At 70.8% G+C, this 26,360-nt stretch carries 24 protein-coding genes; 16 read left to right on the plus strand and 8 right to left on the minus strand.

Annotated features, from left to right (window positions below):
- Nucleotides 1–12 precede the first annotated feature (12 nt).
- Complete coding sequence (hutI, locus tag ACFQVC_RS37655; protein ID WP_381839475.1) at nucleotides 13–1,185, plus strand: imidazolonepropionase; 1,173 nt, start codon at nucleotides 13–15, stop codon at nucleotides 1,183–1,185.
- A gap of 114 nt (nucleotides 1,186–1,299) precedes the next feature.
- On the opposite strand, the gene ACFQVC_RS37660 is transcribed toward hutI, so the two are convergent.
- Complete coding sequence (locus ACFQVC_RS37660) at nucleotides 1,300–2,301, minus strand: RNA polymerase sigma factor SigF (RefSeq protein ID WP_381839478.1); 1,002 nt, start codon at nucleotides 2,299–2,301, stop codon at nucleotides 1,300–1,302.
- Nucleotides 2,302–2,539: 238 nt separating this feature from the next.
- Here ACFQVC_RS37660 and ACFQVC_RS37665 point away from each other — a divergent pair, with 238 nt between their 5' ends.
- The 6 genes from ACFQVC_RS37665 to ACFQVC_RS37690 all read left to right on the plus strand — a co-directional run bounded on the left by ACFQVC_RS37665 (nucleotide 2,540) and on the right by ACFQVC_RS37690 (nucleotide 8,317).
- Nucleotides 2,540–2,908, plus strand: coding sequence for an STAS domain-containing protein (locus ACFQVC_RS37665; protein ID WP_381839481.1), 369 nt, complete (start codon nucleotides 2,540–2,542; stop codon nucleotides 2,906–2,908).
- Between the two features lie 303 nt (nucleotides 2,909–3,211).
- Entirely contained in the window at nucleotides 3,212–3,712 is a 501-nt protein-coding gene (locus tag ACFQVC_RS37670; protein WP_381839484.1) for an ATP-binding protein, read from the plus strand.
- Nucleotides 3,713–4,015: 303 nt separating this feature from the next.
- Nucleotides 4,016–4,678: an LPXTG cell wall anchor domain-containing protein gene (locus ACFQVC_RS37675; RefSeq protein WP_381839487.1), complete on the plus strand. Its 663-nt coding sequence runs from the start codon at nucleotides 4,016–4,018 to the stop codon at nucleotides 4,676–4,678.
- Between the two features lie 122 nt (nucleotides 4,679–4,800).
- On the plus strand, nucleotides 4,801–5,826 hold the full coding sequence (locus ACFQVC_RS37680) for a hypothetical protein (RefSeq protein WP_381839490.1): 1,026 nt from the start codon (nucleotides 4,801–4,803) through the stop codon (nucleotides 5,824–5,826).
- A complete protein-coding gene (locus ACFQVC_RS37685) occupies nucleotides 5,823–6,956 on the plus strand; it encodes a neocarzinostatin apoprotein domain-containing protein (RefSeq protein ID WP_381839493.1) in 1,134 nt (377 codons plus the stop codon). The genes ACFQVC_RS37680 and ACFQVC_RS37685 overlap by 4 nt, the downstream gene beginning before the upstream one ends.
- 38 nt (nucleotides 6,957–6,994) lie before the next feature.
- A complete protein-coding gene (locus ACFQVC_RS37690) occupies nucleotides 6,995–8,317 on the plus strand; it encodes a hypothetical protein (RefSeq protein WP_381839622.1) in 1,323 nt (440 codons plus the stop codon).
- A 65-nt stretch (nucleotides 8,318–8,382) separates the two neighbouring features.
- Here ACFQVC_RS37690 and ACFQVC_RS37695 read toward each other — a convergent pair whose 3' ends face one another.
- Nucleotides 8,383–9,219, minus strand: coding sequence for an alpha/beta hydrolase family protein (locus tag ACFQVC_RS37695; RefSeq protein WP_381839496.1), 837 nt, complete (start codon nucleotides 9,217–9,219; stop codon nucleotides 8,383–8,385).
- A gap of 111 nt (nucleotides 9,220–9,330) precedes the next feature.
- Nucleotides 9,331–10,857: a peptide MFS transporter gene (locus ACFQVC_RS37700; protein WP_381839499.1), complete on the minus strand. Its 1,527-nt coding sequence runs from the start codon at nucleotides 10,855–10,857 to the stop codon at nucleotides 9,331–9,333.
- Between the two features lie 506 nt (nucleotides 10,858–11,363).
- Here ACFQVC_RS37700 and ACFQVC_RS37705 point away from each other — a divergent pair.
- Nucleotides 11,364–12,050: a response regulator transcription factor gene (locus ACFQVC_RS37705; protein WP_381839502.1), complete on the plus strand. Its 687-nt coding sequence runs from the start codon at nucleotides 11,364–11,366 to the stop codon at nucleotides 12,048–12,050.
- Nucleotides 12,051–12,222: 172 nt separating this feature from the next.
- Nucleotides 12,223–13,497, plus strand: coding sequence for an ATP-binding protein (locus ACFQVC_RS37710; protein ID WP_381839505.1), 1,275 nt, complete (start codon nucleotides 12,223–12,225; stop codon nucleotides 13,495–13,497).
- Nucleotides 13,498–13,521: 24 nt separating this feature from the next.
- On the opposite strand, the gene ACFQVC_RS37715 is transcribed toward ACFQVC_RS37710, so the two are convergent.
- Nucleotides 13,522–14,055, minus strand: coding sequence for a GtrA family protein (locus tag ACFQVC_RS37715; protein WP_381839508.1), 534 nt, complete (start codon nucleotides 14,053–14,055; stop codon nucleotides 13,522–13,524).
- A gap of 196 nt (nucleotides 14,056–14,251) precedes the next feature.
- On the opposite strand from ACFQVC_RS37715, the gene ACFQVC_RS37720 reads away from it, so the two are divergent.
- From ACFQVC_RS37720 to ACFQVC_RS37735, 4 genes are all read left to right on the plus strand, one after another.
- The gene (locus ACFQVC_RS37720) at nucleotides 14,252–15,466 is read left to right on the plus strand and encodes a 5-(carboxyamino)imidazole ribonucleotide synthase (RefSeq protein WP_381839511.1); all 1,215 of its coding nucleotides are present in this window, start codon (nucleotides 14,252–14,254) and stop codon (nucleotides 15,464–15,466) included.
- Complete coding sequence (purE, locus tag ACFQVC_RS37725; RefSeq protein WP_381839514.1) at nucleotides 15,463–16,026, plus strand: 5-(carboxyamino)imidazole ribonucleotide mutase; 564 nt, start codon at nucleotides 15,463–15,465, stop codon at nucleotides 16,024–16,026. The genes ACFQVC_RS37720 and purE overlap by 4 nt, the downstream gene beginning before the upstream one ends.
- A complete protein-coding gene (locus tag ACFQVC_RS37730) occupies nucleotides 16,023–17,222 on the plus strand; it encodes a dipeptidase (protein WP_381839517.1) in 1,200 nt (399 codons plus the stop codon). Before purE ends, ACFQVC_RS37730 begins: the two co-directional genes overlap by 4 nt.
- Nucleotides 17,223–17,342: 120 nt before the next feature.
- Nucleotides 17,343–18,566 carry a dipeptidase gene (locus ACFQVC_RS37735; RefSeq protein WP_381839520.1) on the plus strand — a complete coding sequence of 408 codons (1,224 nt, stop codon included), beginning with the start codon at nucleotides 17,343–17,345 and terminating at the stop codon, nucleotides 18,564–18,566.
- Between the two features lie 250 nt (nucleotides 18,567–18,816).
- Here ACFQVC_RS37735 and ACFQVC_RS37740 read toward each other — a convergent pair whose 3' ends face one another.
- Nucleotides 18,817–19,179: a VOC family protein gene (locus ACFQVC_RS37740; protein WP_381839523.1), complete on the minus strand. Its 363-nt coding sequence runs from the start codon at nucleotides 19,177–19,179 to the stop codon at nucleotides 18,817–18,819.
- Nucleotides 19,180–19,268: 89 nt separating this feature from the next.
- On the opposite strand from ACFQVC_RS37740, the gene ACFQVC_RS37745 reads away from it, so the two are divergent.
- Nucleotides 19,269–19,775: a CGNR zinc finger domain-containing protein gene (locus ACFQVC_RS37745; RefSeq protein ID WP_381839525.1), complete on the plus strand. Its 507-nt coding sequence runs from the start codon at nucleotides 19,269–19,271 to the stop codon at nucleotides 19,773–19,775.
- A gap of 96 nt (nucleotides 19,776–19,871) precedes the next feature.
- Here the strand turns inward: ACFQVC_RS37745 and ACFQVC_RS37750 are convergent, their stop codons facing one another.
- A complete protein-coding gene (locus ACFQVC_RS37750; RefSeq protein ID WP_381839528.1) occupies nucleotides 19,872–21,197 on the minus strand; it encodes a UDP-glucose dehydrogenase family protein in 1,326 nt (441 codons plus the stop codon).
- A 165-nt stretch (nucleotides 21,198–21,362) separates the two neighbouring features.
- On the opposite strand from ACFQVC_RS37750, the gene ACFQVC_RS37755 reads away from it, so the two are divergent.
- Nucleotides 21,363–22,520, plus strand: coding sequence for an acyl-CoA dehydrogenase (locus ACFQVC_RS37755; protein WP_381839530.1), 1,158 nt, complete (start codon nucleotides 21,363–21,365; stop codon nucleotides 22,518–22,520).
- A 112-nt stretch (nucleotides 22,521–22,632) separates the two neighbouring features.
- Here the strand turns inward: ACFQVC_RS37755 and ACFQVC_RS37760 are convergent, their stop codons facing one another.
- Nucleotides 22,633–23,898, minus strand: coding sequence for an LCP family protein (locus tag ACFQVC_RS37760; protein ID WP_381839533.1), 1,266 nt, complete (start codon nucleotides 23,896–23,898; stop codon nucleotides 22,633–22,635).
- A gap of 120 nt (nucleotides 23,899–24,018) precedes the next feature.
- On the opposite strand from ACFQVC_RS37760, the gene ACFQVC_RS37765 reads away from it, so the two are divergent.
- Entirely contained in the window at nucleotides 24,019–24,567 is a 549-nt protein-coding gene (locus tag ACFQVC_RS37765) for an acyl-CoA thioesterase (protein ID WP_381839536.1), read from the plus strand.
- Between the two features lie 251 nt (nucleotides 24,568–24,818).
- On the opposite strand, the gene ACFQVC_RS37770 is transcribed toward ACFQVC_RS37765, so the two are convergent.
- Entirely contained in the window at nucleotides 24,819–26,300 is a 1,482-nt protein-coding gene (locus tag ACFQVC_RS37770) for an LCP family protein (RefSeq protein WP_465270604.1), read from the minus strand.
- Between the last annotated feature and the right edge of the window lie 60 nt (nucleotides 26,301–26,360).

Raw genomic sequence — 26,360 nt, forward strand, 5'->3', positions numbered from 1 at the left:
CGAGAGGAACTCATGAGCACCACCACCCTCATCACCAACATCTCCACCCTCGTCACCAACGACCCGGACCTCGGCGAGGGCCCCCTCGGCCAGGTCAAGGACGCGGCCGTCGTCCTGGAGGGCGACCGGGTGGCGTGGGTGGGCCGGGCCGAGAGCGCCCCCCAGGCCGACACCGCGTACGACGCACAGCACCGCGCCGCCATCCCCGGCTTCGTCGACTCCCACTCCCACCTGGTCTTCGCGGGCGACCGCACCCAGGAGTTCAACGCCCGTATGGAGGGCCGGAGTTACTCCGCCGGAGGCATCCGCACCACCGTCAAGGCCACCCGCGCCGCGAGCGACGAGGAGCTGGAGCGGAACGTCGTGCGCTATCTGCGCGAGGCCGCACGGCAGGGCACGACCACGTTCGAGACGAAGTCCGGCTACGGCCTGACCACGCACGACGAGGCCCGCGCGCTGCGGATCGCGTCCCGGCACACCGACGAAGTGACCTTCCTGGGCGCGCACATCGTCTCCCCGGACTACGCCGACGACCCGGCCGCGTACGTGGAGCTCGTCACCGGCGAGATGCTCGACGCCTGTGCGCCGTACGCGCGTTGGGTCGATGTGTTCTGCGAGAAGGGCGCCTTCGACGGGGACCAGGCCCGCGCCATCCTCACCGCGGGCAAGGCCAAGGGCCTCACGCCGCGCATGCACGCCAACCAGCTGAGCTATGGCCCCGGCGTGCAGCTCGCCGTGGAGCTGGACGCCGCGAGCGCGGACCACTGCACGCACCTGACGCAGGAGGACGTGGACGCCCTCGCCCACGGCAACACCGTCGCGACCCTGCTGCCGGGTGCCGAGTTCTCCACCCGGGCCGAGTGGCCGGACGCCCGGCGGCTCCTCGACGCGGGGGCCACGGTCGCGCTGTCCACGGACTGCAACCCGGGCTCGTCCTTCACGTCCTCCATGCCGTTCTGTATCGCCCTGGCGGTACGCGACATGGGGATGACCCCGGACGAGGCCCTCTGGGCGGCCACAGCGGGCGGTGCGCGCGCCCTGCGACGTACGGACGTCGGACGCCTGAGCCCGGGGGCACGGGCCGATCTGGCGCTCCTCGACGCCCCGAGCCATGTGCATCTCGCCTACCGTCCGGGCGTACCCCTGGTCGGCGAGGTCTGGCAGCGGGGCGAGCGCGTGCGCTGACGGCACGAGGAGGGCCGGCGCAAACAGATCGGCGCCGGTGCGGCAGGACGCGCTCGTGAGAGCGAAGTCCTCCCGCACCGGCGCCGCTGCTGCGCGTGGCCCGGCGGGCCGGGGTCATTCCTCGACGGTCAGCCCCTTGCGCAGCCGCACCAGGGTGCGCGAGAGCAGCCGGGAGACATGCATCTGGGAGATGCCGAGCTCCTCGCCGATCTCGGACTGCGTCATATTCGCCACGAAGCGCAGAGACAGGATCTTCCGGTCGCGCGGCGGGAGTTCGGCGATCAGCGGCTTCAGGGACTCGACGTACTCGATGCCCTCGAGTCCGTGGTCCTCGTAGCCGATCCGGTCCGCGAGCGCGCCCTCGGAGTCGTCCTCCTCCGGCTGCGCGTCGAGCGAGCTCGCCGTGTAGGCGTTGGATGCCGCCATGCCCTCGACGACCTCGTCGTTGGAGATGCCGAGGCGCTCGGCGAGCTCCGTCACGGTCGGTGCGCGGTCGAGCTTCTGCGCCAGTTCGTCACCGGCCTTGGCGAGGTCGAGGCGCAGCTCCTGGAGCCGGCGCGGGACGCGCACCGACCACGAGGTGTCGCGGAAGAAGCGCTTGATCTCGCCGACGATGGTCGGCATGGCGAAGGTCGGGAACTCGACGCCGCGGCTGAGCTCGAAGCGGTCGATGGCCTTGATCAGGCCGATGGTGCCGACCTGGATGATGTCCTCCATCGGTTCGCTGCGGGAGCGGAACCGGGAAGCGGCGAACTTCACCAGGGCAAGATTGAGTTCGACGAGCGTGTTGCGTACGTACGCGTACTCGTGCGTGCCTTCCTCGAGATTCTCGAGGCGCTCGAAGAGGGTCTTCGACAGTGCCCTTGCGTCCAGCGGGCCGACTTCGTCGTAGGGCGGGATCTCGGGAAGTCCCGGGAGCTCCGCGAGCCCTTCGAGGACGTCGGGGCCGGGTACGGCCTCCATGACGTCCAGAGGCTCCGATTCCGTGGTTTCCGCGGCTTCCTCTCGGGGAGCCGGGAGAGTGGGGGGTTCGGTCTCGAAGTGTTCCGCTGGGGGTGTCGACGTCGCGTTGCGGGTAGGCGATGCGTCGAGCCGGGGTGACATGAGGTCCTCCATCGTTCTCGGCATATGGCTGCCGATGCCAATACGTGCACTACGGTGTGCGGCGCCTCCAAAGCCGGCCGTGTTTGTTTGCTGTCTCTCTAGGCCTACCCGCTTCCGCCCGCCCCTTGCAAGTGGCTTATGCTGCTAAATGTCCGTTTTCGGGGGGATGTTCGGGTACCCCGGGACGTACGGAAGGCGTAGGCTTCCATGGCGTCAATCACCAGCTCGAGACCTTCGGAAGAGAGACGGCATGGACCGCGCGACGGTCGGCAGCGCAAACCGAGGCCGGCTTCGGGTCGAGGTGCACAACGAGGGCGGGAGCGCCGTTGTGACCCCGGTGGGTGAGCTTGATCACCACACCGCGGATCTCCTGCGTGAACCCCTGGAAGACTGCCTGGCCCAAGGCCTGGCGCGACTTGTCGTCGACTGCTCGCGGCTGGAGTTCTGCGATTCGACCGGGCTCAACGTCCTGCTCGGCGCCCGCCTCAAGGCCGAGGCCGCGGGAGGTGGAGTCCATCTGGCCGGGATGCAGCCCGTGGTGGCCAGGGTCTTCGAGATCACCGGAGCGGAGGCGGTGTTCACAGTGCACCCCTCGCTCGAGGCCGCACTGGCCGACTGACCGCGGGGAGTTACGGCACAGTTGTCCCGACGTGATCGGTACGTAACCTGCATCACACCCCCCGGATCGAATAAGTGGGTGTTCTCACGGATCGGCCGGGCAGGAGACAGCTGGAATTGCTGAATGCCGGGAGTGCAGAACCGCTTCTGCCGTCGTCAGCGTCTCGAGACTTGGAAGCGAGTTTCGGCCCCGTCCTCCGGAGCCGCCCACTCGCCCCCTGGTCCCGGCCCGAGTTGTTGTCCTACAGACCGCCCAGATCGACAGAGATCTCAAGAACTGGTGAATCGGTGAGGTGAAGCGCTGATGAGCACCACCCGGCCCTTCTCGCCGGGCGACCGTGGCCCGGAGCCGGGCGCCGCGGGTGAGGCCCCGCACGCGGCGGCCACGCGCACCGTGCGCCAGGTCCGCAGGCTGAGCCTCAACGGCGCCAGCGGCGTCGTGCCGCTCGCCCGCGACTTCACCCGCCAGGCGCTCTACGACTGGGGCTGGCTGCCCGCGACGGGCGCCGATCAGCGGGCGGCCGCCGAGGATGTCCTCCTGGTCGTCTCCGAACTGGTCACCAACGCCTGTCTGCACGCCGAGGGCGCCGACGAGCTCTGGGTCGGCTGTGACAACAAGGTGCTGCGCCTCGAGGTCTCCGACCGCGGCACGGGCCAGCCCGCGCCGCGCACTCCGCACCGTGCCGGACGGCCCGGCGGGCACGGCATGTTCATCGTGCAGCGGCTCTGCCTCGACTGGGGCGTCGTACGCACACCCGGTGAGGCCGGCAAGACCGTCTGGGCGGAGCTGGCCGCGCCCAGTTAGCTGCCCCGCCACGGGTTACCGCAGGTTCGGAGCCCGTCATATGACCCCGCCGACAGCCCGAGATCCGGGCTGTCTTTTGTCTTCCCTCCACAAGGTCCCCGGCGTACCTTGAGCGCCCAATCTGATGTGTCGTCAGGAACTGTCAGTGACAGATGGGCAGTTGGCACGAGCGTCGAAAAGCTCGAAAGAGGGGAACTTCAGGTGTCGTACCAGAAAAGGAACCCTGCGGCGCGGAGCGCCTCGTTGAGGGGCGGTGGTCGGGAGACGGGTGGGCGCTGTGCCGCGTTCGTGGCGGCCGCGGCCATGGCCGGCTCAGCGGTGCTCCTCGCCGCTCCGGCCGCGCACGCCGAGGTCGTAGACGTCGACTACCAGTGCAAGACGCCGATCGGCAACAAGGGCGCCGTCTCGCCGATCGACATCAAGAGCGTCGAGAGCGGCGGCGGATACAAGCTCACCATGTCCTTCCAGAAGGGCGTCTCGTCCAGCCCGGTCGAGCTCGGCAAGGGCGCCATGAAGCCCAGCGCCCTGATCAAGCTCGGCGGCGCCGAGACCGGCAACGTGCCCGTGTCCGGGCCGCCCAACTCCGAGGCGATTCCGGCCAACACCCCTATCAAGATCAGTGACTTGTCGGGGACGTATACGCCGAAGAAGAGCGGCAAGGTCACCTTCACCGCGTCCACGCTCACCATCAAGGCGATGGGCACGACCACCACCTGCACACCCAAGAACAACCCCAAGCCGTCCCTGTCCCTGGACGTGAAGAGCGCCGGCGGCGGTGCCACGGGCGGCTCGACCGGCGGTTCCACCGGTGACTCGGGCAGTGCGCCCGCGGGCGGCGAGGAACTCCCGCAGACCGGGCCCGAGGACTCCGCGGTCGCGCTCGGCACCCTCGGCGGCACGGTGCTGCTCGCCGGTGCCGCGGGCGTGCTGTGGCTGACCCGGCGCAATCAGGCGGCGCGCAGGTAGCGGGAGGCGACTCCCCGGGGCCGCTCCGCACCGGTCCCGCGCCGCGCCGGCCTCCGTGCCGGCCCTGCGCCTGAAGCCCGTACGCGCACGCAGCACGCAGCACGCAGCACCAGGAGCCGCCGATGCCGTCCGTTGCCCGAGCAGTCGCCCGCCCGTCGCCCGTCACCGCCCTCGCATCGAGCGCTGCGCGCGCAGTCCTCACGGTCGCAGTCCTCGTGGCGGGCGGCCTCTTCGCCATGTCCGGGCACCCGTCGGCCGCGGCCGACCAACCGCCCTGGTCCCTCGCGCCCTCATCGGGCTCATCGGGCTCATCGGGCGGCGGATCCGGACCGGCCGGGGACGGGCGGCCCTACGTCTATCTGGAGGGCACACCGGGCACCGTCCTCGAGGACAAGGTGACGGTCACCAACCCGGGCGACAAGCCGCGGACCGTCGAGCTGCGCGGGGCCGACGCCTACAACAAAGGCGACGGCTCCTTCGCGATCAGGCCCGACCGGCGGTCCGCCGACGGCGGTGCCTGGGTCAGGCTCGCGGAGCGGAAGGTGACGGTGCCGCCGCGCACCCGGGCCGAGGTGCCGTTCACGGTGACGGTGCCGGCCGGGGCGGCTCCCGGGGACCATCCGGCGGCGATCGTGGCGAAGGGGGCGGGGGAGAGCGCGGGCGTACGCCTGCATCTGCGGGTCAGCGGGCCGACCCTCTCCGCCCTCACCGTGGAGCGGGCCCGGTTCGTGGACGACGGAAGCCGGATCACCTACGACCTGGTCAACCGCGGCAACACCGTGCTGAGCCCGAAGCTCGCGGTGCACGCCGAAGGCGTCTTCGGCGAGGTGCTCGACCGCGGCCCGCGCGCCCTGCCCGTCGAGCTGCTGCCCGGCCGCCGGGTCACCCTCTCCGAACCCTGGCCCGACGCCCCCGCCCTCGACTCGGTCGACATCCGGCTGACCGTGACGGCGGCCGGCGGCGCCCATGACACCACCACGACCTCCGCCGGCTTCGTGCCGTGGGGCGCCGTGGCGGGTGCGGCCGCGGGCCTCGCGGCGGTGGCCGGTGCCGGGGTCCGGGCGGTACGCCGACGGCGGCGCGCGGCGGACCCGGACCACCCTGAACAGCAGCAGACGGAACGCGAGTTGACGGGAGCGGCGACGTGAGCGGCAAGGCGAGCATCCGGGCACTGATCCTCGCGGTGGCGGCGGCCGTGACCCTGGTCCTGGCCGCACCGCCCGCGCCCGCGGCGGACGGCCCCTCCGTCGAACTCTCCAGAACGGAGGCGGGCAAGGGCGGCACCATCACCGTCACCGGCAAGGGCTGGCGGCCGAAGACCCTCCTGATGATGCTGATCTGCGGCCGGGCCGCACCGGACAAGGACCCCATCGGCGGGACCAACGCCTGCGCCAACTCCGACGGCCGCGCCGTCACCACCGACGGGGACGGCGGCTTCAGCAAGAGACTCCCCGTGGCCGAGCCGCCCGAGGCCTGCCCCTGCGTGGTGCGGGTGGCCACCGTGACGGGTGAGAAGGCCACCGCGCAGGCCGCGTTCGAGGTCGCGGGGCACCCGGTGAAGCCGCTGCCGAAACAGCCGAGCGGCGGCAAGCTGGCCGTCCTCGCCGCCACCCGCCTGGAAGGGTCGAGCTCCGTCCTCACCTGGTTCGGCGCCCCGCCCGGCCGCGAACTCGTGGTGACCGTGGGCAATCTCGGCTCGGCCCCGGTCAAGGACCCGGTCTTCAAGGTCGGCACCTCGCACGGCGTGCTCGCCCCCGAGTGGGAGGAGCAGCAGTGGCGCGGCACGATCGCACCGGGCAAGAAGGCCCAGGTCAAACTGAAGGTACAGCTGGATTCGGGGGCGCACGGCGACTATCTGGTCTCCCTCCAGTACGGCGGCAAGGTGCTCGCCGAGCAGCCGTGGGGCGTGGGCCGGCCCTGGGGCGTGACGCTCTTCTGGATCCTGCTGTGTGTCGTCGTGCCCGCGGCGGTCTTCCGTATCGGTATGGCGATCGTCGACCGGGTACGTCCGCGCCGCCGCTCCGGCGGCCACCATGCGCGCCGCGTACGTGAGGTGCGGGGCCTGCGCTTCCCCAAGGCACTCACTCCGCTCTCCGGCACCGCCTCCCGGGCGGCCGAGAAGCGACGGCGTCCGGACGGCCCCGGCGGGACCGCGTCCGATCCGGCCACCACGGCCTCGCTGCCGTGGTTCACCCCGGACTCCGCTCCGGGTGCACCGACTCAGCTCTCCGCACCGCAAGAGAACCGTCCGACGGCACCAGGGAAGGGAAACACGTGACCACTCAACGGAGAGTGAGTGCGGCCGGCGTCGCGCTCATGCTCAGCGGCGCGGGGCTGATACTCGCCGCGAGTCCGGCGCAGGCCGCCGAGACCGCGTACAAGACCGAGTGTGTGCCACCCGCCATCTCCGGTATGGACCCCGTGCACGGGACCACCGAGGTGGAGATCGAGGCACCGGCGGAGGCGAAGGTCGGCGACGAGGTCGAGGTGGTGTGGAAGACGGTCAAGGCCGCCTCCAGGAACCCCGATGTCATCGATCTGGAGAAGGACACCGTCAAGCCGACCGGAACCATCAAGGTCGGCGGCGGACAGAGCGCGGAGCTCGCCGTGGAAGGCGAGCGCAAGAACCCGCCGATCAAGAAGAACAGCCCCATGGTCCTGTCCGACATGAAGGGCAAGCTGAAGCTGACGGCGCCGGGCGAGGTGACGCTGACCCCGGACAAGTACAACATCAACGTCAGCAAGCCGATGTCGACGGACACCAAGTGCGCTCCCGAGGAAACCGTGAAGTCCGCGGCGACCATCAAGGTCAGTGGCGGCGGCGGGAGTTCGGGCGGTACGACGGGCGGCCTGCCGACGACGGCGCCGACCGGACTGCCCACGGGCCTGCCGACCGGCCTTCCCACCGGCGGCGACTCGGGCGGCAGCGGCGGTGACTCCGGCGGTTCGGCGGGCGGCGGCGACAGCGGCGGCTCGGACTCCGGCGGCTCGACCGGCGGCGGAGGCGGGCAGACGGACTTCGAGGGCAAGGAAGTCCAGATCCCGTACAAGTGCAAGACGCCGATCGGCGACAAGGAAGCCACGTCGCCCGTGCAGATCAACGCGAAGAAGAGCGGCGGGAACTACGACCTCACCGTGAAGTTCAAGAAGTCCGTGATGGACAGCCCGGCCGATATCCCGGCGGACTCCGTGAAGCCGTCGATGGCGGTCAAGCTGGGCGGCGCGGACAAGGGCACGGTGGCGGTGGAGGGCCCCACGAACAAGGAGCCCATCAAGTCCGGCGACCCGATGAACATCCCTGATCTGACCGGGACTTACAAGCCGGGCGCGGACGGCAAGTCCACGCTGTCACCGGGCGTCCTCACGGTGAAGGCGCTCGGCACGACGACCACCTGCACGCCGGACAAGACGGAGGTCTCCCTGGAGATCGACACGGCGGCGCAGCCGGGCGGCGCGGCCGGCGGCGGTTCGGGCTCGGCCTCCGGCTCGGCGGGCGGCTCCGCCGCGTCCGGCGGCGGCCTCGCCGACACCGGCGCCGACGACAACGGCACGCTGCGGGCGCTCGGCCTGGTGGCGGGAACGGTGATCCTCCTCGGAGGAGCGGTCTTCACCTTCATGCCGAAGCGCCGCTGGCGCTGAGCGGGCTGAGCGAGTTGAGCGGCACTCCCCGGAGGGGCCCGGCCAGGGTCCCTCCGGGGGTGGCGTCAGGCCCGCGCCCGCAACCACCCGAGGACAGCCTTCCGCACCTTTGCCGACTCCAGCAGCGCACCCCCGTGCGCCGCCCCCCGCTCCACCCGCACCGTCACGTCCCGTCCCCCCGCGACCCGCTGGGCGGCGGCCACGTCCGCCGAGTGCGCGGGCGGTACGAAGTCACGCGCCGAGTGCACCAGAAGCAGCGGCGCGTCCTCGCTCCCCGACGCATGCGTACGAGCAGCCATGTCCCCCCACTGCTCCCAGCACTTGCGCCCGCCCTTGTCCGGGTCGCACCCCGCGAGCTCCCGGGCCTCACGGCGAAGGCGGCGCTGCTCGGGCCGGGCCTTGGGGCGGGCGCCGTCGGCCCAGGCGCGGTAGGGCGTGGCGACCGGTGACAGGGCGACGACGCCGCGCACCCGCGTACGCCCGGCGCCGTACGCCCCGGTGACCGTGGCGATCTGGCCGCCCGCCGAAGAGCCGACGACCAGCGGCGGTGCACCGCCGTGGCGCGCGGAGACCCAGCGCAGGGCGGCGAGCAGATCGGCGCGCTGGGCGGGCCAGCGGGCATCGGAGTTCAGCCGGTAGTCGCTGTCGTACACGGTGAACCCGCGCTCCGCGAACCACCGTGCCTGGGAACTCCAGTCGGTGTCCTCGGCCCAGTAGCCGCCGTGCACGATGACGAGGGCGGGGCGCCGCTCCCCGGAGGGTCCGTACACCGCCACGGTCTGGCGGGGGTGCGGCCCGTAGGGATAGGCGCGTACGACAGGGCCGGGGGCGGCCTGGACGGCGGCGGAACTCCCGGACAGCAGCGCCCCGCAGACGGCGAGGGCGAGCAACGCACGGCGCATGGCCCGATGCTGCACCGCGCGCCCCCGGGGCCAGGGCAGAAACGGCGGAGGGCCACCGCACGAGTGGTGCGGCGGCCCTCCGTTCGAACCAGTGGGGTGGGTCCGGTGGGGTCAGCGGACGTTGCCCATGAGCCCGATGACCTTCTTCCGGTAGGCGTAGATCCCGAGGCCCGCGAGACAGGCGACCGCGGCTTCCACGGCGACCACCGGCCAGGTGTTGAGGTCGACGCCGCCGATGGACAGGAGGCTCATGACCGAGTCGCCCGCGGTGACGGCGAGGAACCAGACACCCATCATCTGGGAGGCGTACTTGGCCGGCGCCAGCTTCGTGGTGACCGACAGGCCGACCGGGGAGAGGCAGAGCTCACCGATGGTCTGCGCGAGGTAGATCGAGACCAGCCACATCGGGCTGACCTTGGTGCCGTCCTCGGCCATCAGCATCGGCACGACGAAGATGAAGAACGAGACACCGATGAACCACAGCGCCATACCGAACTTGACGGTCGTGCTCGGCTCCTTGCCCTTGCGGGCCAGCCACAGCCACACCCAGGCGAACAGCGGCGCGAGCGCCATCACGAACAGCGGGTTCAGGGACTGGAACCAGGTGGCGGGGAAGTCGATGCCGAAGACCGAGCCCGAGGTGGAGCCCTTGCCGAAGACGGAGAGCGTGGAGCCCGCCTGGTCGAAGATCATCCAGAAGATCGCGGCGACCGCGAAGAACCAGATGTAGCCGCTCATCTTGGACTGCTCGGTGTCGGTCAGCTCCTTGTCCCGCTTGATGCGGACGAGGACGGTGATCGGGATCAGCAGACCGATCAGGGCGAGCGGGACCAGGGCCCAGTTCAGGGTGAACATGCCGGCCGCGACGACGCCGCCGTAGACGACCGCGGCGACGATGACCGTCACCAGCGTCTTGACCAGGACGGACTTGCGCTCGGCGGGGCTGAGCGGGTTCGGGACCTCGCTGCTGCGCGGGTTGAGGTGCTTGGTGCCGAGCAGGAACTGGATCAGGCCGAGGGCCATACCGACACCGGCGAGCGCGAAGCCCAGGTGCCAGTTCACGGTCTCGCCGACGGTGCCGATGATGAACGGGGCGACAAAGCCACCGAGGTTGATCGACATGTAGAAGACGGTGAAGCCGCCGTCACGACGCGGGTCGTCCGGGCCGTCGTAGAGCTGGCCCACCATCGTCGAGATGTTGGACTTCAGCAGACCGGAGCCGGCCGCGACCAGGGCCATACCGGCGAAGAACATCGCCTGGCCGGGCAGCGCGAGGGTGAGGTGACCGGCGATGATCACGATGGCCGCGATGGCGACGGTCTTGCGGGGACCCCAGACGCGGTCACCGAACCAGCCGCCGGGCATGGCGAGCAGGTAGACCATCGCCAGGTAGACGCCGTAGATGGCCGTCGCCGTGGCCATCGTCATGGCGAGGCCGCCGCCGTGCAGGCCTTCCTTGGTGCCGTCGGCACCACCCGAGATCAGGTAGTACACGAGGAGTGCCCTCATGCCGTAGAAGCTGAAGCGCTCCCACATCTCGGTCATGAAGAGGGTGGCCAGGCCGCGGGGGTGGCCGAAGAAGGTCTTCTCGGAGCCGGGTGCGGTACCGGCCGAGTCCTTCGTCAGGCTGGACGCCATGGGTGTTCCTTGTTCGCTCGGGACGCGCCGCAAAGCGGGGCCGCGCCCGGGTGGGGGGTGGCCGGCACCGGTACGGCACTGCCTCCCCCTACGCCAAGGGGCCTGGCCCGGAAAAGGGGCCGAAGGAGAAGAGGCAGACGCTCCGGGATCCACACCCACGCGCAACGTCGCACGCGGGCCCGGCCCACAGGTCATTCACTAACTCTCAGGCTGACGGGTCAGCCCTGTGCTCTGAAGAGGCCATCAGCCGCTATGGGGGGCCAAAGGTCCCTCAGTAGCACTTAAAGGCGCTGAGTCACCATACGGCAGGGGAACAGCAGGTATAGGCCCTTTGAGAGATGGATCACAGGTTCCGTTGGAACCAAGCCAGCGATTCGAAGGTAACCCACCGGGAATCCGCCCGGACCGCAGGGGCACCGCTCCGGATTCGGGCGCCGGAAGCCCCCGTACGGCCTGATCCGCGGACACGCCCCAGGTCGGCGGGGTGTGCGGACTACCATCACCCCATGACCCGTGTACTGCTCGCCGAGGACGACGCGTCCATCTCGGAGCCGCTGGCCCGCGCCCTGCGCAGGGAGGGTTACGAGGTCGAGGTGCGCGAGGACGGCCCGACCGCGCTCGAGGCGGGGCTGCAGGGCGGCGGCGCCGCCGTCGACCTGGTCGTGCTCGACCTCGGGCTGCCCGGCATGGACGGCCTCGAAGTGGCCCGGCGGCTGCGCGCCGAGGGGCACACGATCCCGATCCTGATCCTCACCGCCCGCGCGGACGAGGTGGACACGGTGGTCGGCCTCGACGCCGGAGCCGACGACTACGTCACCAAGCCCTTCCGCCTGGCCGAACTGCTCGCCCGTGTCCGGGCGCTGCTGCGGCGCGGCGCCACCGAGCCCGCCCATGCGCCCGCCACGCACGGGGTGCGGATCGACGTCGAGTCGCACCGCGCCTGGATGGGCGAGGAGGAACTCCAGCTCACAGCCAAGGAGTTCGACCTCCTCAGGGTCCTGGTGCGGGACGCGGGCCGGGTCGTCACCCGCGACCAGCTGATGCGTGAGGTCTGGGACACCACCTGGTGGTCCTCGACCAAGACGCTCGACATGCATATCTCCTGGCTCAGGAAGAAGCTGGGCGACGACGCCGCCAACCCGCGGTACATCGCGACGGTGCGGGGCGTCGGCTTCCGCTTCGAGAAGAGCTGAGTGGCTTCGGGGAAGTCCGGTGCGGTCCGTCGCGCCCCGAAGGGCGCGACACTGTATCGATATACGGCTCCGCCGCGCGGGCGCGACCAGCCACGGTCCGACCGAACATGGGGCAGGTCCGGGGGCGCCACGGCCCCGGCCACACAGAACCCGTAACCACCCGGAGGGCCCCGTGAGGCGCCGCCTGATCAACTCCACCCTCGCCGTGGTGCTCGTCGTGATCGCCGTCTTCGGCGTCTCCCTGGTGATCGTCGAGACCCGCACCATCACCAGCAGCGCCCAGGAGCGGGTGCACTCCGAGGCGGACCGGCTCGTGGCGATCGTCGACAGCCGCCTCATGGGCTCCGACCGGATCACCGCGGGCGTGCTGCGCGACCAGGTCGGCACCGAGCGGTACGCGCTGATCGAGATCCCCGGCCGGTCCCCGATCGAGATCGGCAGCAAGCCCGACGGCGATGTCATCGCCGCCACGGCCGTGGGCGAGCAGGGCGAGACCGTCACCGTGCAGGAGCCGCGCTCCCGGGTGACCGGCGAGGTCGGCCGCACCCTCCTGATGATCGGCACCGTGGCGCTGCTCGCCGTGGTCGCCGCCGTACTGCTCGCGGTGCGCCAGGCCAACCGCCTCGCCTCCCCCCTGACCGATCTGGCCGAGACCGCCGAACGCCTCGGCTCGGGCGACCCGCGCCCCCGCCACAAGCGGTACGCGGTGCCGGAGCTCGACCGGGTCGCCGACGTCCTGGACTCCTCCGCCGAGCGGATCGCGCGGATGCTCACGGCCGAGCGGCGGCTCGCGGCCGATGCGTCGCACCAGCTGCGTACGCCGCTCACCGCGCTGTCGATGCGCCTTGAGGAGATCACCCTCACCGACGACCCGGACACGGTGAAGGAGGAGGCCACGATCGCGCTCGCCCAGGTCGAGCGCCTCACCGACGTGGTCGAGCGGCTGCTCACCAACTCCCGTGACCCGCGCACCGGCTCTGCCGTGACCTTCGACCTGGACGAGGTGGTCATGCAGCAGATCGCCGAGTGGCGTCCGGCCTACCGCGGCGTGGGCCGCGCCATCGTCTGCTCCGGCAAGCGGCATCTGCGGGCCGTCGGCACTCCGGGCGCGGTGGCCCAGGTGCTCGCCGCGCTGATCGAGAACTCCCTGATGCACGGCGGCGGCACGGTCGCCCTGCGCACCCGCGTCACCGGCAACCAGGTGGTCATCGAGGTGACCGACGAAGGGCCCGGGGTGCCGGCCGAGCTGGGCTCCCGGATCTTCGAGCGCACCATCAGCGGCCGCAACTCCACGGGGATCGGTCTGGCGGTCGCGCGGGACCTGGCGGAGGCGGACGGCGGCCGGCTCGAGATGCTGCAGCAGCAGCCGCCGGTGTTCGGCCTGTTCCTGTCGCGTACGCGCCTCAAGGACGTGCCAGCCGAGGCGGACCCGAAGACGATCAGATGAGCCGATCCGACGAGGGGGCGAAGGTCAGATGACGCGCTGGCTGCCCTTGGCGGCGGTCCCGGCCGTCTCGTCGGACTCCGACGAGGCCTCAAGGAACGATTCAGCATCCGCCACCGCCTCGCGCGCGGGCAGCGCACGGAACACCCAGGTGCGGTACGACCAGAAGCGGAAGAGCGTCGCGATGCCGATGCCGAGGAACTTGAAGACATTGCTCTGCAGCTGGCTGTCCCAGCCGAAGCCGTACGTCGCCGCGTACAGCACGCCGTTCTCGATCACCAGGCCGACCAGCGAGAACAGCAGGAAGAGCGTCATCTCCTTGGTGCGGCCGCTCTTGTCGCGGTCGCGGTACGTGAAGTAGCGGAACCCCACGTAGTTGCAGCAGATGGCGACGGCCGTGGCGAGGATCGAGGCGCGCACCACGGGAATGTCGGTGGTGTGCCGGACCAGGTTGAACACCACGAGGTTGACGAGCGTGCCGATGCCGCCCACCGCACCGAACTTGGCGATCTCGCGGATGAGCTGGTCCAGTTGCACGCGCAGTGCGCCACGCTCACTCATGGTGATCGCTCAGCCCCGTCCGGTCGGTTCGGCAACTCCTGATTAACCCAGTCATGCTAACCAGCGACCCCGAGCGGCGCCCGCGGGCACCCGCGGGGTGTGGCGGTGCTGTGACAACTGACGCCCGGGCGGTTGTGAGATGTGACGCAGGACTCGTCGGTCTCTACGTATCCCAGGGGCCCTTATCCTGGAGGATGTGACGTTCCCGGTAGTCGGCATGGTCGGCGGGGGGCAGCTCGCTCGTATGACACACGAGGCGGGCATCCCGCTCGGCATCAAGTTCAAGCTCCTCAGTGACACCCCCCAGGACTCGGCGGCCCAGGTCGTGAGCGATGTCGTCATCGGCGACTACCGCGATCTGGAGACCCTGCGTGAGTTCGCTCGCGGCTGCGATGTGATCACCTTCGATCACGAGCACGTACCCACCGAGCATCTACGAGCCCTGGAGGCGGACGGAATTCCCGTGCGCCCCGGCCCCGATGCCCTGGTGCACGCCCAGGACAAGGGTGTGATGCGGGCGAAGCTCGAAGCGCTCGGCGCCCCGTGTCCGCGCCATCGCATCGTGACGGACCCCGACGACGTGGCCGCGTTCGCCGCCGAGGGCCTCGCCGAAGGCGAGCAGGGAAAAAGGGGCGGGCGCGAAGCGCCCTCCGGTAAGGGCGGTGGCGGGCGACGGGCGGGCGGCTTCCCCGTCATCCTCAAGACGGTGCGCGGCGGCTACGACGGCAAGGGCGTGTGGTTCGTACGCTCGGCCGCGGACGCCGCCGAGCCGTTCAAGGCCGGCGTTCCGGTGCTCGCCGAGGAGAAGGTCGATTTCGTACGGGAGTTGGCGGCCAATGTCGTCCGCTCGCCGCACGGCCAGGCCGTGGCGTACCCGGTCGTGGAGTCCCAGCAGGTCGACGGCGTCTGTGACACGGTGATCGCCCCGGCGCCCGGGCTCGGCGAGGAGCTCGCGGGCCGCGCGCAGGAACTGGCGCTGCGGATCGCCAAGGAGCTCGACGTGGTCGGCCATCTCGCGGTGGAGCTCTTCGAGACGCACGACGGCCGCATCCTCGTCAACGAACTGGCCATGCGCCCGCACAACTCCGGGCACTGGACCCAGGACGGCGCGATCACCTCGCAGTTCGCCAACCATGTGCGCGCGGTCCTCGACCTGCCGCTCGGCGACCCGCGCCCGCGCGCCAGGTGGACGGTGATGGCGAACGTCCTGGGCGGCGACTACCCGGACATGTACCAGCCGTATCTGCACTGCATGGCTCGCGACCCCCAGCTCAAGATCCATATGTATGGCAAGGACGTGAAGCCGGGCCGCAAGGTGGGCCACGTCAACACCTACGGCGACGACCTGGACGAGGTGCTCGAGCGCGCCCGTCACGCAGCCGGCTATCTGCGAGGAACGATCACGGAATGACCGCCCCGACCGCCCCGATCAGCGAAGCCACCGGCCCCGTCGTCGGCATCGTCATGGGCTCCGACTCCGACTGGCCCGTGATGGAGAACGCCGCGAAGGCCCTCGACGAGTTCGAGATCCCCTACGAGGTCGATGTCGTCTCCGCGCACCGGATGCCGCGCGAGATGGTCACCTACGGCGAGGACGCCGCCGACCGCGGTCTCAAGGCGATCATCGCGGGCGCCGGGGGAGCGGCCCACCTCCCGGGCATGCTCGCCTCGGTCACCCCGCTCCCGGTGATCGGCGTCCCCGTGCCGCTGAAGTATCTGGACGGCATGGACTCCCTGCTCTCCATCGTGCAGATGCCCGCCGGGGTGCCGGTGGCCACGGTCTCGGTCGCCGGCGCCCGGAACGCGGGTCTGCTCGCCGCCCGGATCCTCGCCGCCCACGACCCCGAACTGCTCGCCCGCATGCGGGAGTTCCAGCAGGAGCTGAACGACCAGGCGACGGAGAAGGGTAAGCGGCTGCGCGCCAAGGTGGAGGGCGGCGCTGCGGGCTTCGGCTTCGGCTCGGCACAATGACCGCCATGGCAACAGATCAACGGGCCGCGGCCCGCGCGCTCCTCGATGAGTTCCCCGTGGTGGACGGCCACAACGACCTGCCGTGGGCGCTGCGCGAGAAGGCCCGCTACGACATCGACCGCCTGGACATCGCCGCCGACCAGACGGGCCGTCTGCACACCGACATCGCCCGCCTGCGGGCCGGCGGCGTGGGCGCGCAGTACTGGTCGGTGTACGTCCGCACGGACCTCAGCGGCGACGCGGCGGTCAGCGCGACCCTCGAACAGATCGACTGCGTCGAGCGGCTGCTCACCCGCTACCCGGCGGACCTGCGCCGCGCGCTGACGGCCGCGGACATGGAGACGGCCCGCGCCGAGGGCCGGATCGCCTCCCTGATGGGCGCCGAGGGCGGCCACTCCATCAACAACTCGCTGGCGACACTGCGCGGCCTGTACGCGCTCGGCGTGCGCTATATGACCCTGACCCACAACGACAACATCGCCTGGGCGGACTCGGCGACGGACGAGCCGGGCGTCGGCGGCCTGTCCGCGTTCGGCCACGAGGTCGTCCGCGAGATGAACCGCGCCGGCATGCTCGTGGACCTCTCGCACGTGGCGGCGACGACGATGCGCGCGGCCCTCGACACCTCCGCGGCGCCCGTGATCTTCTCGCACTCGTCGTCCCGCGCGGTCTGCGACCACCCGCGCAACATCCCGGACGACGTCCTGGAGCGGCTGCCCGCCAACGGCGGCGTGGCCATGGCCACCTTCGTGCCGAAGTTCGTGCTGCAGGCCGCGGTGGACTGGACGGCGGCCGCCGACGAGAACATGCGGGCGCACGGCTTCCACCACCTGGACACGACCCCGGAGGCGATGAAGGTCCACGAGGCCTTCGAGGCCACGCATCCGCGGCCGGTCGCCACCACCGCCACGGTCGCCGACCACCTGGACCACATGCGCGAGGTGGCGGGCGTCGACCACATCGGCATCGGCGGCGACTACGACGGCACGGCGTTCACGCCGGACGGCCTCGACGATGTCTCCGGCTATCCCAACCTGATCGCCGAACTCCTCGGCCGCGGCTGGTCACGGCCCGATCTCGCCAAGCTGACCTGGCAGAACGCGGTCCGTGTCCTGGGCGCCGCGGAGGATGTCTCGCGGGAGCTGCGCGCCACTCGCGGCCCGTCCGTCGCGACCATCGACCAGCTCGACGGTTAGCACCGCGTACGGGGGTGCGCCGTCGCCGTACCCCCGTACGCACCATCCGCCGCGAAGCTGAGCCAGTGCCGTGTCACGGTGGCCGTACTGCCTACCGCAGCCGACCCCCGGAGCTCCGTCATGGCCGATCTGCAGGACGAACAGCACGCGACCGGCGAGGTCGGCGAGGAGGACCGCCGCGAGCAGGCACCCGCCGCCGAAGGCACCGAACCGGCTTCGGCCGCCGGGTCCGCCGAGCCGTCCGGGTCCGCCGAGCCGTCCGGGTCCGCCGAGCCGTCCGGGTCCGCAGCGTCGTCCGGGGCCGTCGCGGGGCGGCCGCAGCCGGTCGAGCCCGCGCCGGGCCCCGAGGCCAGGGCCAGGGCCCTTCTCGCCCGCCATCCGGTCGCGGACGGGTACAGCGGACTGGCCGGCGCCCTTCGCCAACTCTCCTGGTACGACCTGGAGTTGGGCGAGAGCGCGCTGCAGACCGACCTGCCACGGCTGCGCGAAGGCGCGGTGGGCGCGATGTTCTGGTCCCTGCGGGTGCCGGACACGTACGCCGGTGACCGGGCCGTCAGCGCCACCCTCGAACTGATCGACCTCGCCGAGTCGGTCGTCCGCGAGCACCCGGAGGGCCTGCGCATGGCCCGTTCCGCCTCGCACACCGTCGACGCCCGCTCGCACGGCCGGATCGCCTGTCTCCTCGGCCCGGCGGGCGCCGCCGCCATGGGCGACTCCCTCGGCGCCCTGCGCGCCCTGCACACCCTCGGTGTACGCAGCCTCGCCCTGCACGGCACGCGCTGGGCGCACGAGAGCGGTCTGTCGCGGTTCGGCGAGGAAGTGGTCAGGGAGATGAACCGCCTGGGCGTCCTGGCCGATCTGAGCGGCAGCTCGGCCGGGACGATCCAGCGCACCCTCGCCGTCTCCAAGGCCCCGGTGGTCTTCTCGCGCTCGGCGGCCCGCGCGCTCGTCGACCACCCGGACAACATCCCCGACGACGTGCTCGGCGCCCTGGGCGACAACAAGGGCCTGTGCCTGGTCCCGTGCGCCGCCGCACAGACGGGCCCGACGCTCCGTGACGTCGCGGACCACCTCGACCACGTACGCCGGGTCGCGGGGCCCGAGTGCGTCGGCATCTCGGGTACGTACGACACCGAGGACCCCCTGGCCGACGGCCTGCAGGACACCTCCCGCTATCCGCAACTGATCGCGGAGCTCCTTGAGCGGGACTGGCCGGAGTCCGATGTGGCCCTGCTGACCTGGGGCAATGTCCAACGAGTCCTGCGCGACGCCGACTTCACGGCCCGCGCGGCCCAACTACGCCGCCCACCGTCGACGGCCACGATCGACCGCTTGGACGCGTAGCACAAGGAGCCCCGGCGCAGGGGTGACCAACAAAGCCCGTCCGGCGCAGGGGTGAAACGAAGCCTGTCCGGCACGGGCGTGACAAACAAAGCCCGTCCGGCGCAGGGGTGAAACGAAGCCTGTCCGGCACGGGCGTGACAAACAGAGCCCGTCCGGCGATTGAGGACGAGCCCGCAGGGCGATGTGACGGCACGAGGCCTGACGGACACCCATCAAATTCCGTAAGACACCCCCCACGGCCCCCCGAGGCTCAGCAGGCGCAGAGGCAGAACGGGTGTCCCGCCGGGTCCGCGTACACCCGCCAGGAGCGGGAGCGGTCCGCGGCGTCGAGGACCTTGGCGCCGAGCGCGAGCACCTGCTGCTCGGCCGAGTCCAGGTCCTCCACGGTCAGGTCCAGATGGAACTGCTGCGACGCGTCGGGCGAGGGCCACTTCGGCGGTACGTACCCGGGGGCCTCCTGGAAGGCGAGCGGGGCGCCCCCGAACCCGTCGAGGTCGACCCAGCCCTCGTCGCCGTCCTTCACGGTGCCGCCGAGTATCGCCGCGTAGAACCCGGCGAGGGCGGTGGGGTCGGGACAGTCGAGGACCACGGGGCCGAGCTTGGCGACAGCCATGGCTTTCATCCCTCCATTGGGTTACCGCTATATGCCATCAACCGGTAATGGTTACCTCATGCTCCCGCATCGGAGGTAACGTCGCAACCATGAATGAGAGGGCAGCGGCACCCGGAGAACTGGCCCTCGTGGAGGCGCTGGTGAACACCCTCGACGTGGAGAGGGGCGCCGACTTCCTGGACACCGAGGAGGGCCGGGCCGCCTTCGGCATCGGGGAGCGCGACGTGGCCGCGGCCAAGGAGCTCAGGGAGGCCCTGCGCGCCGCCTGCCTCGCGCACGCGGGCCACCCGCCGCACCGCGCGACCCGTCCGCTGACGGAACTGCTCGCCGGTGCGCCGCTCCTGGTGACCGTCGACGACGCGGGCGCCGCCACCCTGCGCGCGGCGGACCCGTCAGGCCTGCGGGGCCGGGTCGCGGCGGCCCTGGCGGCGGCATCGGCGGACGGCACCTGGCTCCGCCTCAAGGCCTGCGAGGCGCCCGACTGCCTGTGGGCGTACTTCGACCGCAGCCCGGCGGGCCGCAGCCGCTGGTGCTCGATGCAGGTGTGCGGGGCACGGGCGAAGATGCGGGCGTACCGGGCCCGCAAGGGCGACTGAGCACCCAGGTAAGGCCAGTACGACCAGGCGCACGGCCAGGCACGGTCAGGTACGGACGAGGTCCGTGAGCCGTGATCCGTGCCGCCGCCCGCGGGCTTACGCGGCCGGGCGCCCCATGGCCCGGTACGTCCAGCCCGCCTCGCGCCACCGCACCGGGTCGAGCGCGTTGCGGCCGTCGAGGATCACCCGGCTGCCGGCCACCGCGCCCAGCTCCGCGGGGTCGAGCTCCCGGAACTCGCGCCACTCCGTCAGATGCAGCACCACGTCCGCGCCGCGCACGGCGTCGAGGGCCGTGTCCGCGTAACCGAGCGTCGGGAACAGCCGACGGGCGTTGTCCATGCCCTTGGGGTCGTAGACGGTGACCTGGCCACCCTGGAGGTGGATCTGTCCGGCCACGTTCAGGGCGGGGGAGTCGCGGACGTCGTCGGAGTCCGGCTTGAACGTCGCACCGAGCACCGCGACCCGCTTGCCCAGGAACGAACCGCCCCCGAGGGCCTCGCGGGCCAGCTCCACCATGTGTCCGCGGCGCCGCATGTTGATCGAGTCGACCTCGCGCAGGAACGTCAGCGCCTGGTCCGCGCCCAGCTCACCGGCGCGGGCCATGAACGCCCGGATGTCCTTGGGCAGACAGCCGCCGCCGAAGCCGATCCCGGCCCGCAGGAACTTCTTGCCGATCCGCTCGTCGTAGCCGATCGCCTCGGCCAGCTTCACCACGTCGCCGTCCGCGGCCTCGCACACCTCGGCCATGGCGTTGATGAACGAGATCTTCGTGGCCAGGAAGGAGTTCGCGGAGGTCTTCACCAGCTCGGCGGTCGGGAAGTCGGTCACCACGAACGGCGAGCCCTCCGCGATCGGCGTCGCGTACACCTCGCGCAGCAGCTTCTCCGCGCGCTCGCTCTCCACACCGACCACGATCCGGTCCGGGTGCAGGGTGTCGTTGACGGCGAAGCCCTCGCGCAGGAACTCCGGGTTCCAGGCCAGCTCCACGCCCTCGGGAAGCAGTGCCGCCAGGCGCGCGGCCGAGCCGACCGGCACGGTCGACTTGCCCACCGCGAGGGAGCCCTCGCGGGCCACGGCGGCGAGGGAGGCGAAGGCGGAGTCGACGTAGCTCATGTCGCAGGCGTACTCGCCGTGCTTCTGCGGGGTGTTCACGCAGACGAAGTGCACATCGCCGAACGCGCCGACCTCCTCCCAGGAGGAGGTGAAGCGCAGCCGCCCGCTGGAGCCCTCGAGGCCCGCCACGTGCCGGCTCAGGAGCTCCTCGAGCCCGGGCTCGTACATCGGCACCCGGCCCTGCGAGAGCATCTCCACCTTCTCGGGCACGACGTCCAGGCCGAGCACTTCGAAGCCCAGCTCAGCCATGGCCGCTGCGTGGGTGGCGCCGAGATAGCCGGTGCCGATCACGGTGATCTTGAGGGCCATGAGGTGAGCTCCAGTGGGATGCGGGGCGGCAGTGCGCGCCCGAGCATAGTCGGGGCCGCAGAGGGGGACGGATGCGCTGTCGGCAAGCTCACGTATGCCGACGGCGGCCAGGGCCCTAAAATCAAGGTTACTTAACGGTAGTTAGCCTCTGGGGAGTGAGAGATCTTGGCGGGTACACCCGACTTCGACCTGTACCGTCCGGCCGAGGAGCACGAGATGCTCCGTGACACGGTGCGCGCGCTCGCCGAGGCGAAGATCGCGCCGTTCGCCGCCGCGGTGGACGAGGAGGCCCGCTTCCCGCAGGAGGCGCTCGACGCCCTCACCGCGAATGACCTGCACGCCGTGCACGTACCCGAGGAGTACGGCGGCGCGGGCGCCGACGCGCTCGCCACGGTCCTCGTGATCGAGGAGGTGGCCCGGGTCTGTGCCTCCTCGTCGCTGATCCCGGCCGTCAACAAGCTCGGCTCGCTGCCCGTGATCCTCTCGGGCTCCGACGACCTGAAGAAGAAGTACATGACCCCGCTCGCCAAGGGCGACGGGATGTTCTCGTACTGCCTGAGCGAGCCGGAGGCCGGCTCGGACGCCGCGGGCATGAAGACGAAGGCCGTCCGCGACGGCGACTTCTGGGTGCTCAACGGCGTGAAGCGCTGGATCACCAACGCGGGCGTCTCCGAGTACTACACGGTGATGGCCGTCACCGACCCGGAGAAGCGCAGCAAGGGCATCTCGGCCTTCGTCGTCGAGAAGTCCGACGAGGGTGTCTCCTTCGGTGCCCCGGAGAAGAAGCTCGGCATCAAGGGCTCCCCGACCCGCGAGGTCTACCTCGACAACGTCCGGATCCCCGCCGACCGCATGATCGGCGAGGAGGGCACCGGCTTCGCCACCGCGATGAAGACCCTGGACCACACCCGCATCACCATCGCGGCCCAGGCCCTCGGCATCGCGCAGGGCGCCCTCGACTACGCCAAGGGCTATGTCCAGGAGCGCAAGCAGTTCGGCAAGCCGATCGGCGACTTCCAGGGCGTGCAGTTCATGCTCGCCGACATGGCCATGAAGATCGAGGCCGCCCGCCAGCTGACGTACGCCGCGGCGGCCAAGTCGGAGCGGCTCGACTCGGATCTGACCTTCCAGGGCGCGGCGGCGAAGTGCTTCGCCTCCGACGTCGCCATGGAGGTCACCACGGACGCCGTCCAGCTCCTCGGCGGCTACGGCTACACCCGTGACTACCCCGTCGAGCGCATGATGCGCGACGCCAAGATCACGCAGATCTACGAGGGCACGAACCAGGTCCAGCGGATCGTGATGGCCCGCAACCTGCCGTAGTACGTACACGTGGCCGTACGTACCTGCACGAACCTGCCGTAGTACGCACGAAGTTGGGCCCCGCCGATCAGCTGCAGCCGATCGGCGGGGCCCAACTCGTGTCCGGGGGCGGTCAGTTGCTCTCGACCGTGACCTTCTCGTCGTTCTTGAGCTGCTCCACGAGCTGCTTCAGCTTGGCCTTGTCCCAGACGAGGTTGCCGCCGTTGCTGCCGGAGATCGGCATGTTCATCGACTTGCCCTCGCCGCCGGAGACGCCCTTCATCGCCCAGAACATCTCCGCCAGGTCGAACAGGCTCATGTCCTTGTCGACGACCAGGGTGTCCAGGCCCGCGCCCATCGTCGGGTAGAGCTTGAAGGGGTTCAGGATCGTCGACGGGGTCGCCGTCTGGTTGGCGAGCGCCGAGAGGAACTTCTGCTGGTTCTTGGTGCGGTCCAGGTCGCCGCCGGCCAGGCCGTAGCGCTGACGGACGAAGGCCAGGGCCTGCTCGCCGTTCATCTCGTGGGTGCCGGGGTCGAAGTCCGAGCCGGACTTCTTGTCCTTCATCGGCTGCTCGACCTTGATGTCCACGCCGCCGACCGCGTCCACGATCTTCGCGAAGCCGCCGAAGCCGATCTCCGCGTAGTGGTCGATCCGCAGGCCTGTGTTGTGCTCGACGGTACGGACGAGCAGCTCCGGGCCGTCCTCCGCGTACGCGGCGTTCAGCTTGGTGTGGCGGCCGGTCGCCGGGTACTTCTTGCCCGAGTCGGAGCCCACGAACGACGGGATCTCGACGTCCGAGTCACGGGGCAGCGAGATCAGGGTGTCGCCGTTGCCGCCCACGTGCAGGATCATCATCGAGTCGGTGCGCTTGCCGTCGGCGGAGCCGGTGTGCAGGCGCTTCTTGTCGTCGGCGGTCATACCCTCGCGGCTGTCGGAGCCCACGATCAGGTAGTTCGTGCCCTCGCCCTCGCCCGGCCGCTCGATGACCTTGCTCAGGTCGACCTCGCGCTTGAGCTGTCCGTCGGCCCAGAAGTAGGTGCCGACGCCCCAGACGATCACCACGACGAGCAGGGCGATCAGACCGCGCTTGATGCGCCGGCCCCAGTTGGGCGCGGGACGGCGGTCGTCGTAGTAGCCGTCATCTCCACCACGGCCGCCGCCACCGCCGCCGTAGACCTGGCCCTCGCTGTAGCCGCTGTCGTAGCCGCCGCGGCCGTACCCGTCGTCGTGCCCGTACTGGGGCTGCGGGGGTACGCCGCCGCGGGGCGGTGCGGAGGGACGGGGTGCCGAGCCGCGCTGCACGTGACGCATGACGCGGGCGCCCTCGGGCTGAGAGCTTCCGCTGCCGCGTCCGTACCCCTGGTTACGGTCGGACCATCCATCGGGCCAGTCATTCATGCCGTCCAGTGTGCAGTGCAGGTCAAGGCGCCCCACAAGGCCTGGAGGTGAATCGGGCCATGGCTGTTGCAGAGCTGATGCAAAGAGCCCACCCCTATTGGCCCGCATATGGTGGAGGGCATGACAGACCAGGCCCGTCCCCCGGAGGCGGAGATTCCGGGCAAGCCGACCTCGGCTTCCCGCACCACGCTCAGCCACATCATGACCCACGCCGACACCAACCTCCTGGGTACGGTGCACGGCGGCGTGATCATGAAGCTCGTCGACGACGCGGCGGGCGCGGTGGCCGGCCGGCACTCCGGCGGCCCCGCGGTGACGGCCTCCATGGACGAGATGGCGTTCCTGGAGCCGGTCAGGGTCGGCGACCTGGTCCATGTGAAGGCCCAGGTGAACTGGACGGGCCGCACGTCCATGGAGGTCGGGGTCCGGGTCCTGGCCGAGCGCTGGAACGAGTCGACGCCCGCCCAGCAGGTCGGCTCCGCCTATCTGGTCTTCGCCGCCGTCGACGCGGACGGCAAGCCGCGCACGGTCCCGCCGGTCCTCACGGAGACGGAACGCGACAAGCGCCGCTACCAGGAAGCCCAGATCCGCCGCACCCACCGCCTGGCCCGTCGCCGAGCCATCAAGGACCTCAGGGACAGACGCGCGGCGGACGGCCTGGAGGACTGACTCCCCGGGACTCCTTTCAGCCCCTCCGGCGTTTGAGGAGCGGGGTCCGGGGCGGAGCCCCGAAGCCGTCCGCAGGACTTTCGGGAAGGGGCGGGGCGGGGAGAAGACCCCGTCCCGCCACCGCACCCCGTCCCGCCCCCCCCCCCCCCCCCCCCCCCCCCCCCCCCCCCCCCCCCCCCCCCCCCCCCCCCCTCCCCCCCCCCCCCCCCCCCCCCCCCCCCCCCCCCCGCCCCCCCCCCCCCCCACTCACCTCACCCGCACACCACCTGATCCCCGGTGACCACCCCGAACTCGCCCTGGTAAGGATCATCGGCCCGGACCCGTCGTACTCCGTCGAAGTCCGCCCCGGCGATCACCTTGAGCAGCGACCCCTGCCCCTTGACCTTCCGCATCTCGCATCCCGGAAGCGCCGTGGCGAGGGACTTCGCCGAGCGGTCCCAGCGCGGGTCGTACGCGACGACCGTCCGCTTCACACCGAGCCGGTCGGCGGTGTCCGGGGTGCGTGTGGTCCTGAAGCCCGTCGACCGCAGTGCCTTGTCGACCTTCTTGCCGAGCCCCGGCGTCTTCGTGCCGTTCTCCACCTGCACCCGGATCTGCTGCGGCGCCACATCCACCGGTACGGCCTTCGGCTTGCGCACCCGGTAGGGCGCGAGCGGCTTGTCCTCGCGCAGGGCCTTGAAGAGCTTCGCGGACTTCTCGTCGTCCCACTTGATGGTCGAGCCGATGCCCGGCACCACGTGGCCCATCTTGCCGATCGGCACCGAGGTGAACTCCGACGAGGCGGGCGTGAAGCTGCGCATCGCGCGGCCGAGGTCGAGCATCTCGTCCGTGCCGAAGCTCTTGTCCGCCCGCATCGAACCGAGCACGGTCCTGGTCACATTGCGGAACTTGATCGGGTTCAGGAGCACACCCGACGACGTCGCCTTCGCGATCACCGCCGCGAGGAACCGCTGCTGGCGCTGCATCCGGCCGAGGTCGGCGGCCCCGTCGATATGCCGGGAGCGCACGTACTGCAGCGCCTCCCCGCCGTTGAGGCGGTGCCTGCCCGCGGCCAGATCGAGTCCGGTGTACGAGTCCTTCATCGGCCGCACCGTGCAGATCTCCACGCCGCCGAGCACGTCCACGGTCCTCATGAAGCTGGTGAAGTCGACCTCCAGATAGTGGTCGATCTTGACCTTGGTCATGTTCTCCACGGTGCGCACCGTGAGATTCGGCCCGCCCTCCGCGTAAGCAGAGTTGATCTTGATCGGGTGGGTGTCGTGCTTGTCGCCGGAGTTCTGGTCGGTGTGCGCGGGCGCCTCCGCGTAGGAGTCCCGCGGCAGGCTGACGACACTGGCACGGTCCCGGTCCTCCGAGATGTGCACGATCATGATCGTGTCCGTGCAGTGGCACGGGGCGCCGCCGAGCCGGTACTTGCGGCGCTCCTCCTCGGTGATCTTGTCGCGGCCGTCGGTCCCCACGAGGAGCACGTTCATACCGCCGTCGCCGGCGGCGGGACGGTTCTTCATGTCCTTGAAGGGGTCGACCCGGGTGATCCCGGTGTCCAGGCTGGTGACCACCGCGTGCCCGATGCCCGCAGAGGCGAGCACCACCACCGAGAGCGCGGTGGCCACCCGCATGGCCCAGCGGGGCTTCGTCCGTTGCCGGTGCCGCCGCCTCTCGGGCGGTTGCCGGCCGCCTGGCCGGGACGTCGGCCGGGGCGGGCGGGCTGGGTTGCGGGGCGGTTGGGGCACGCGGGACACCTCCGCGGAACGGGCGGCGGGAACGCGTGCAACCGTAAGTCCATACGAAAT

It is taken from the genome of Streptomyces monticola (assembly GCF_042665355.1).
GTDB classification, from domain to species: Bacteria; Actinomycetota; Actinomycetes; order Streptomycetales; family Streptomycetaceae; genus Streptomyces; species Streptomyces monticola.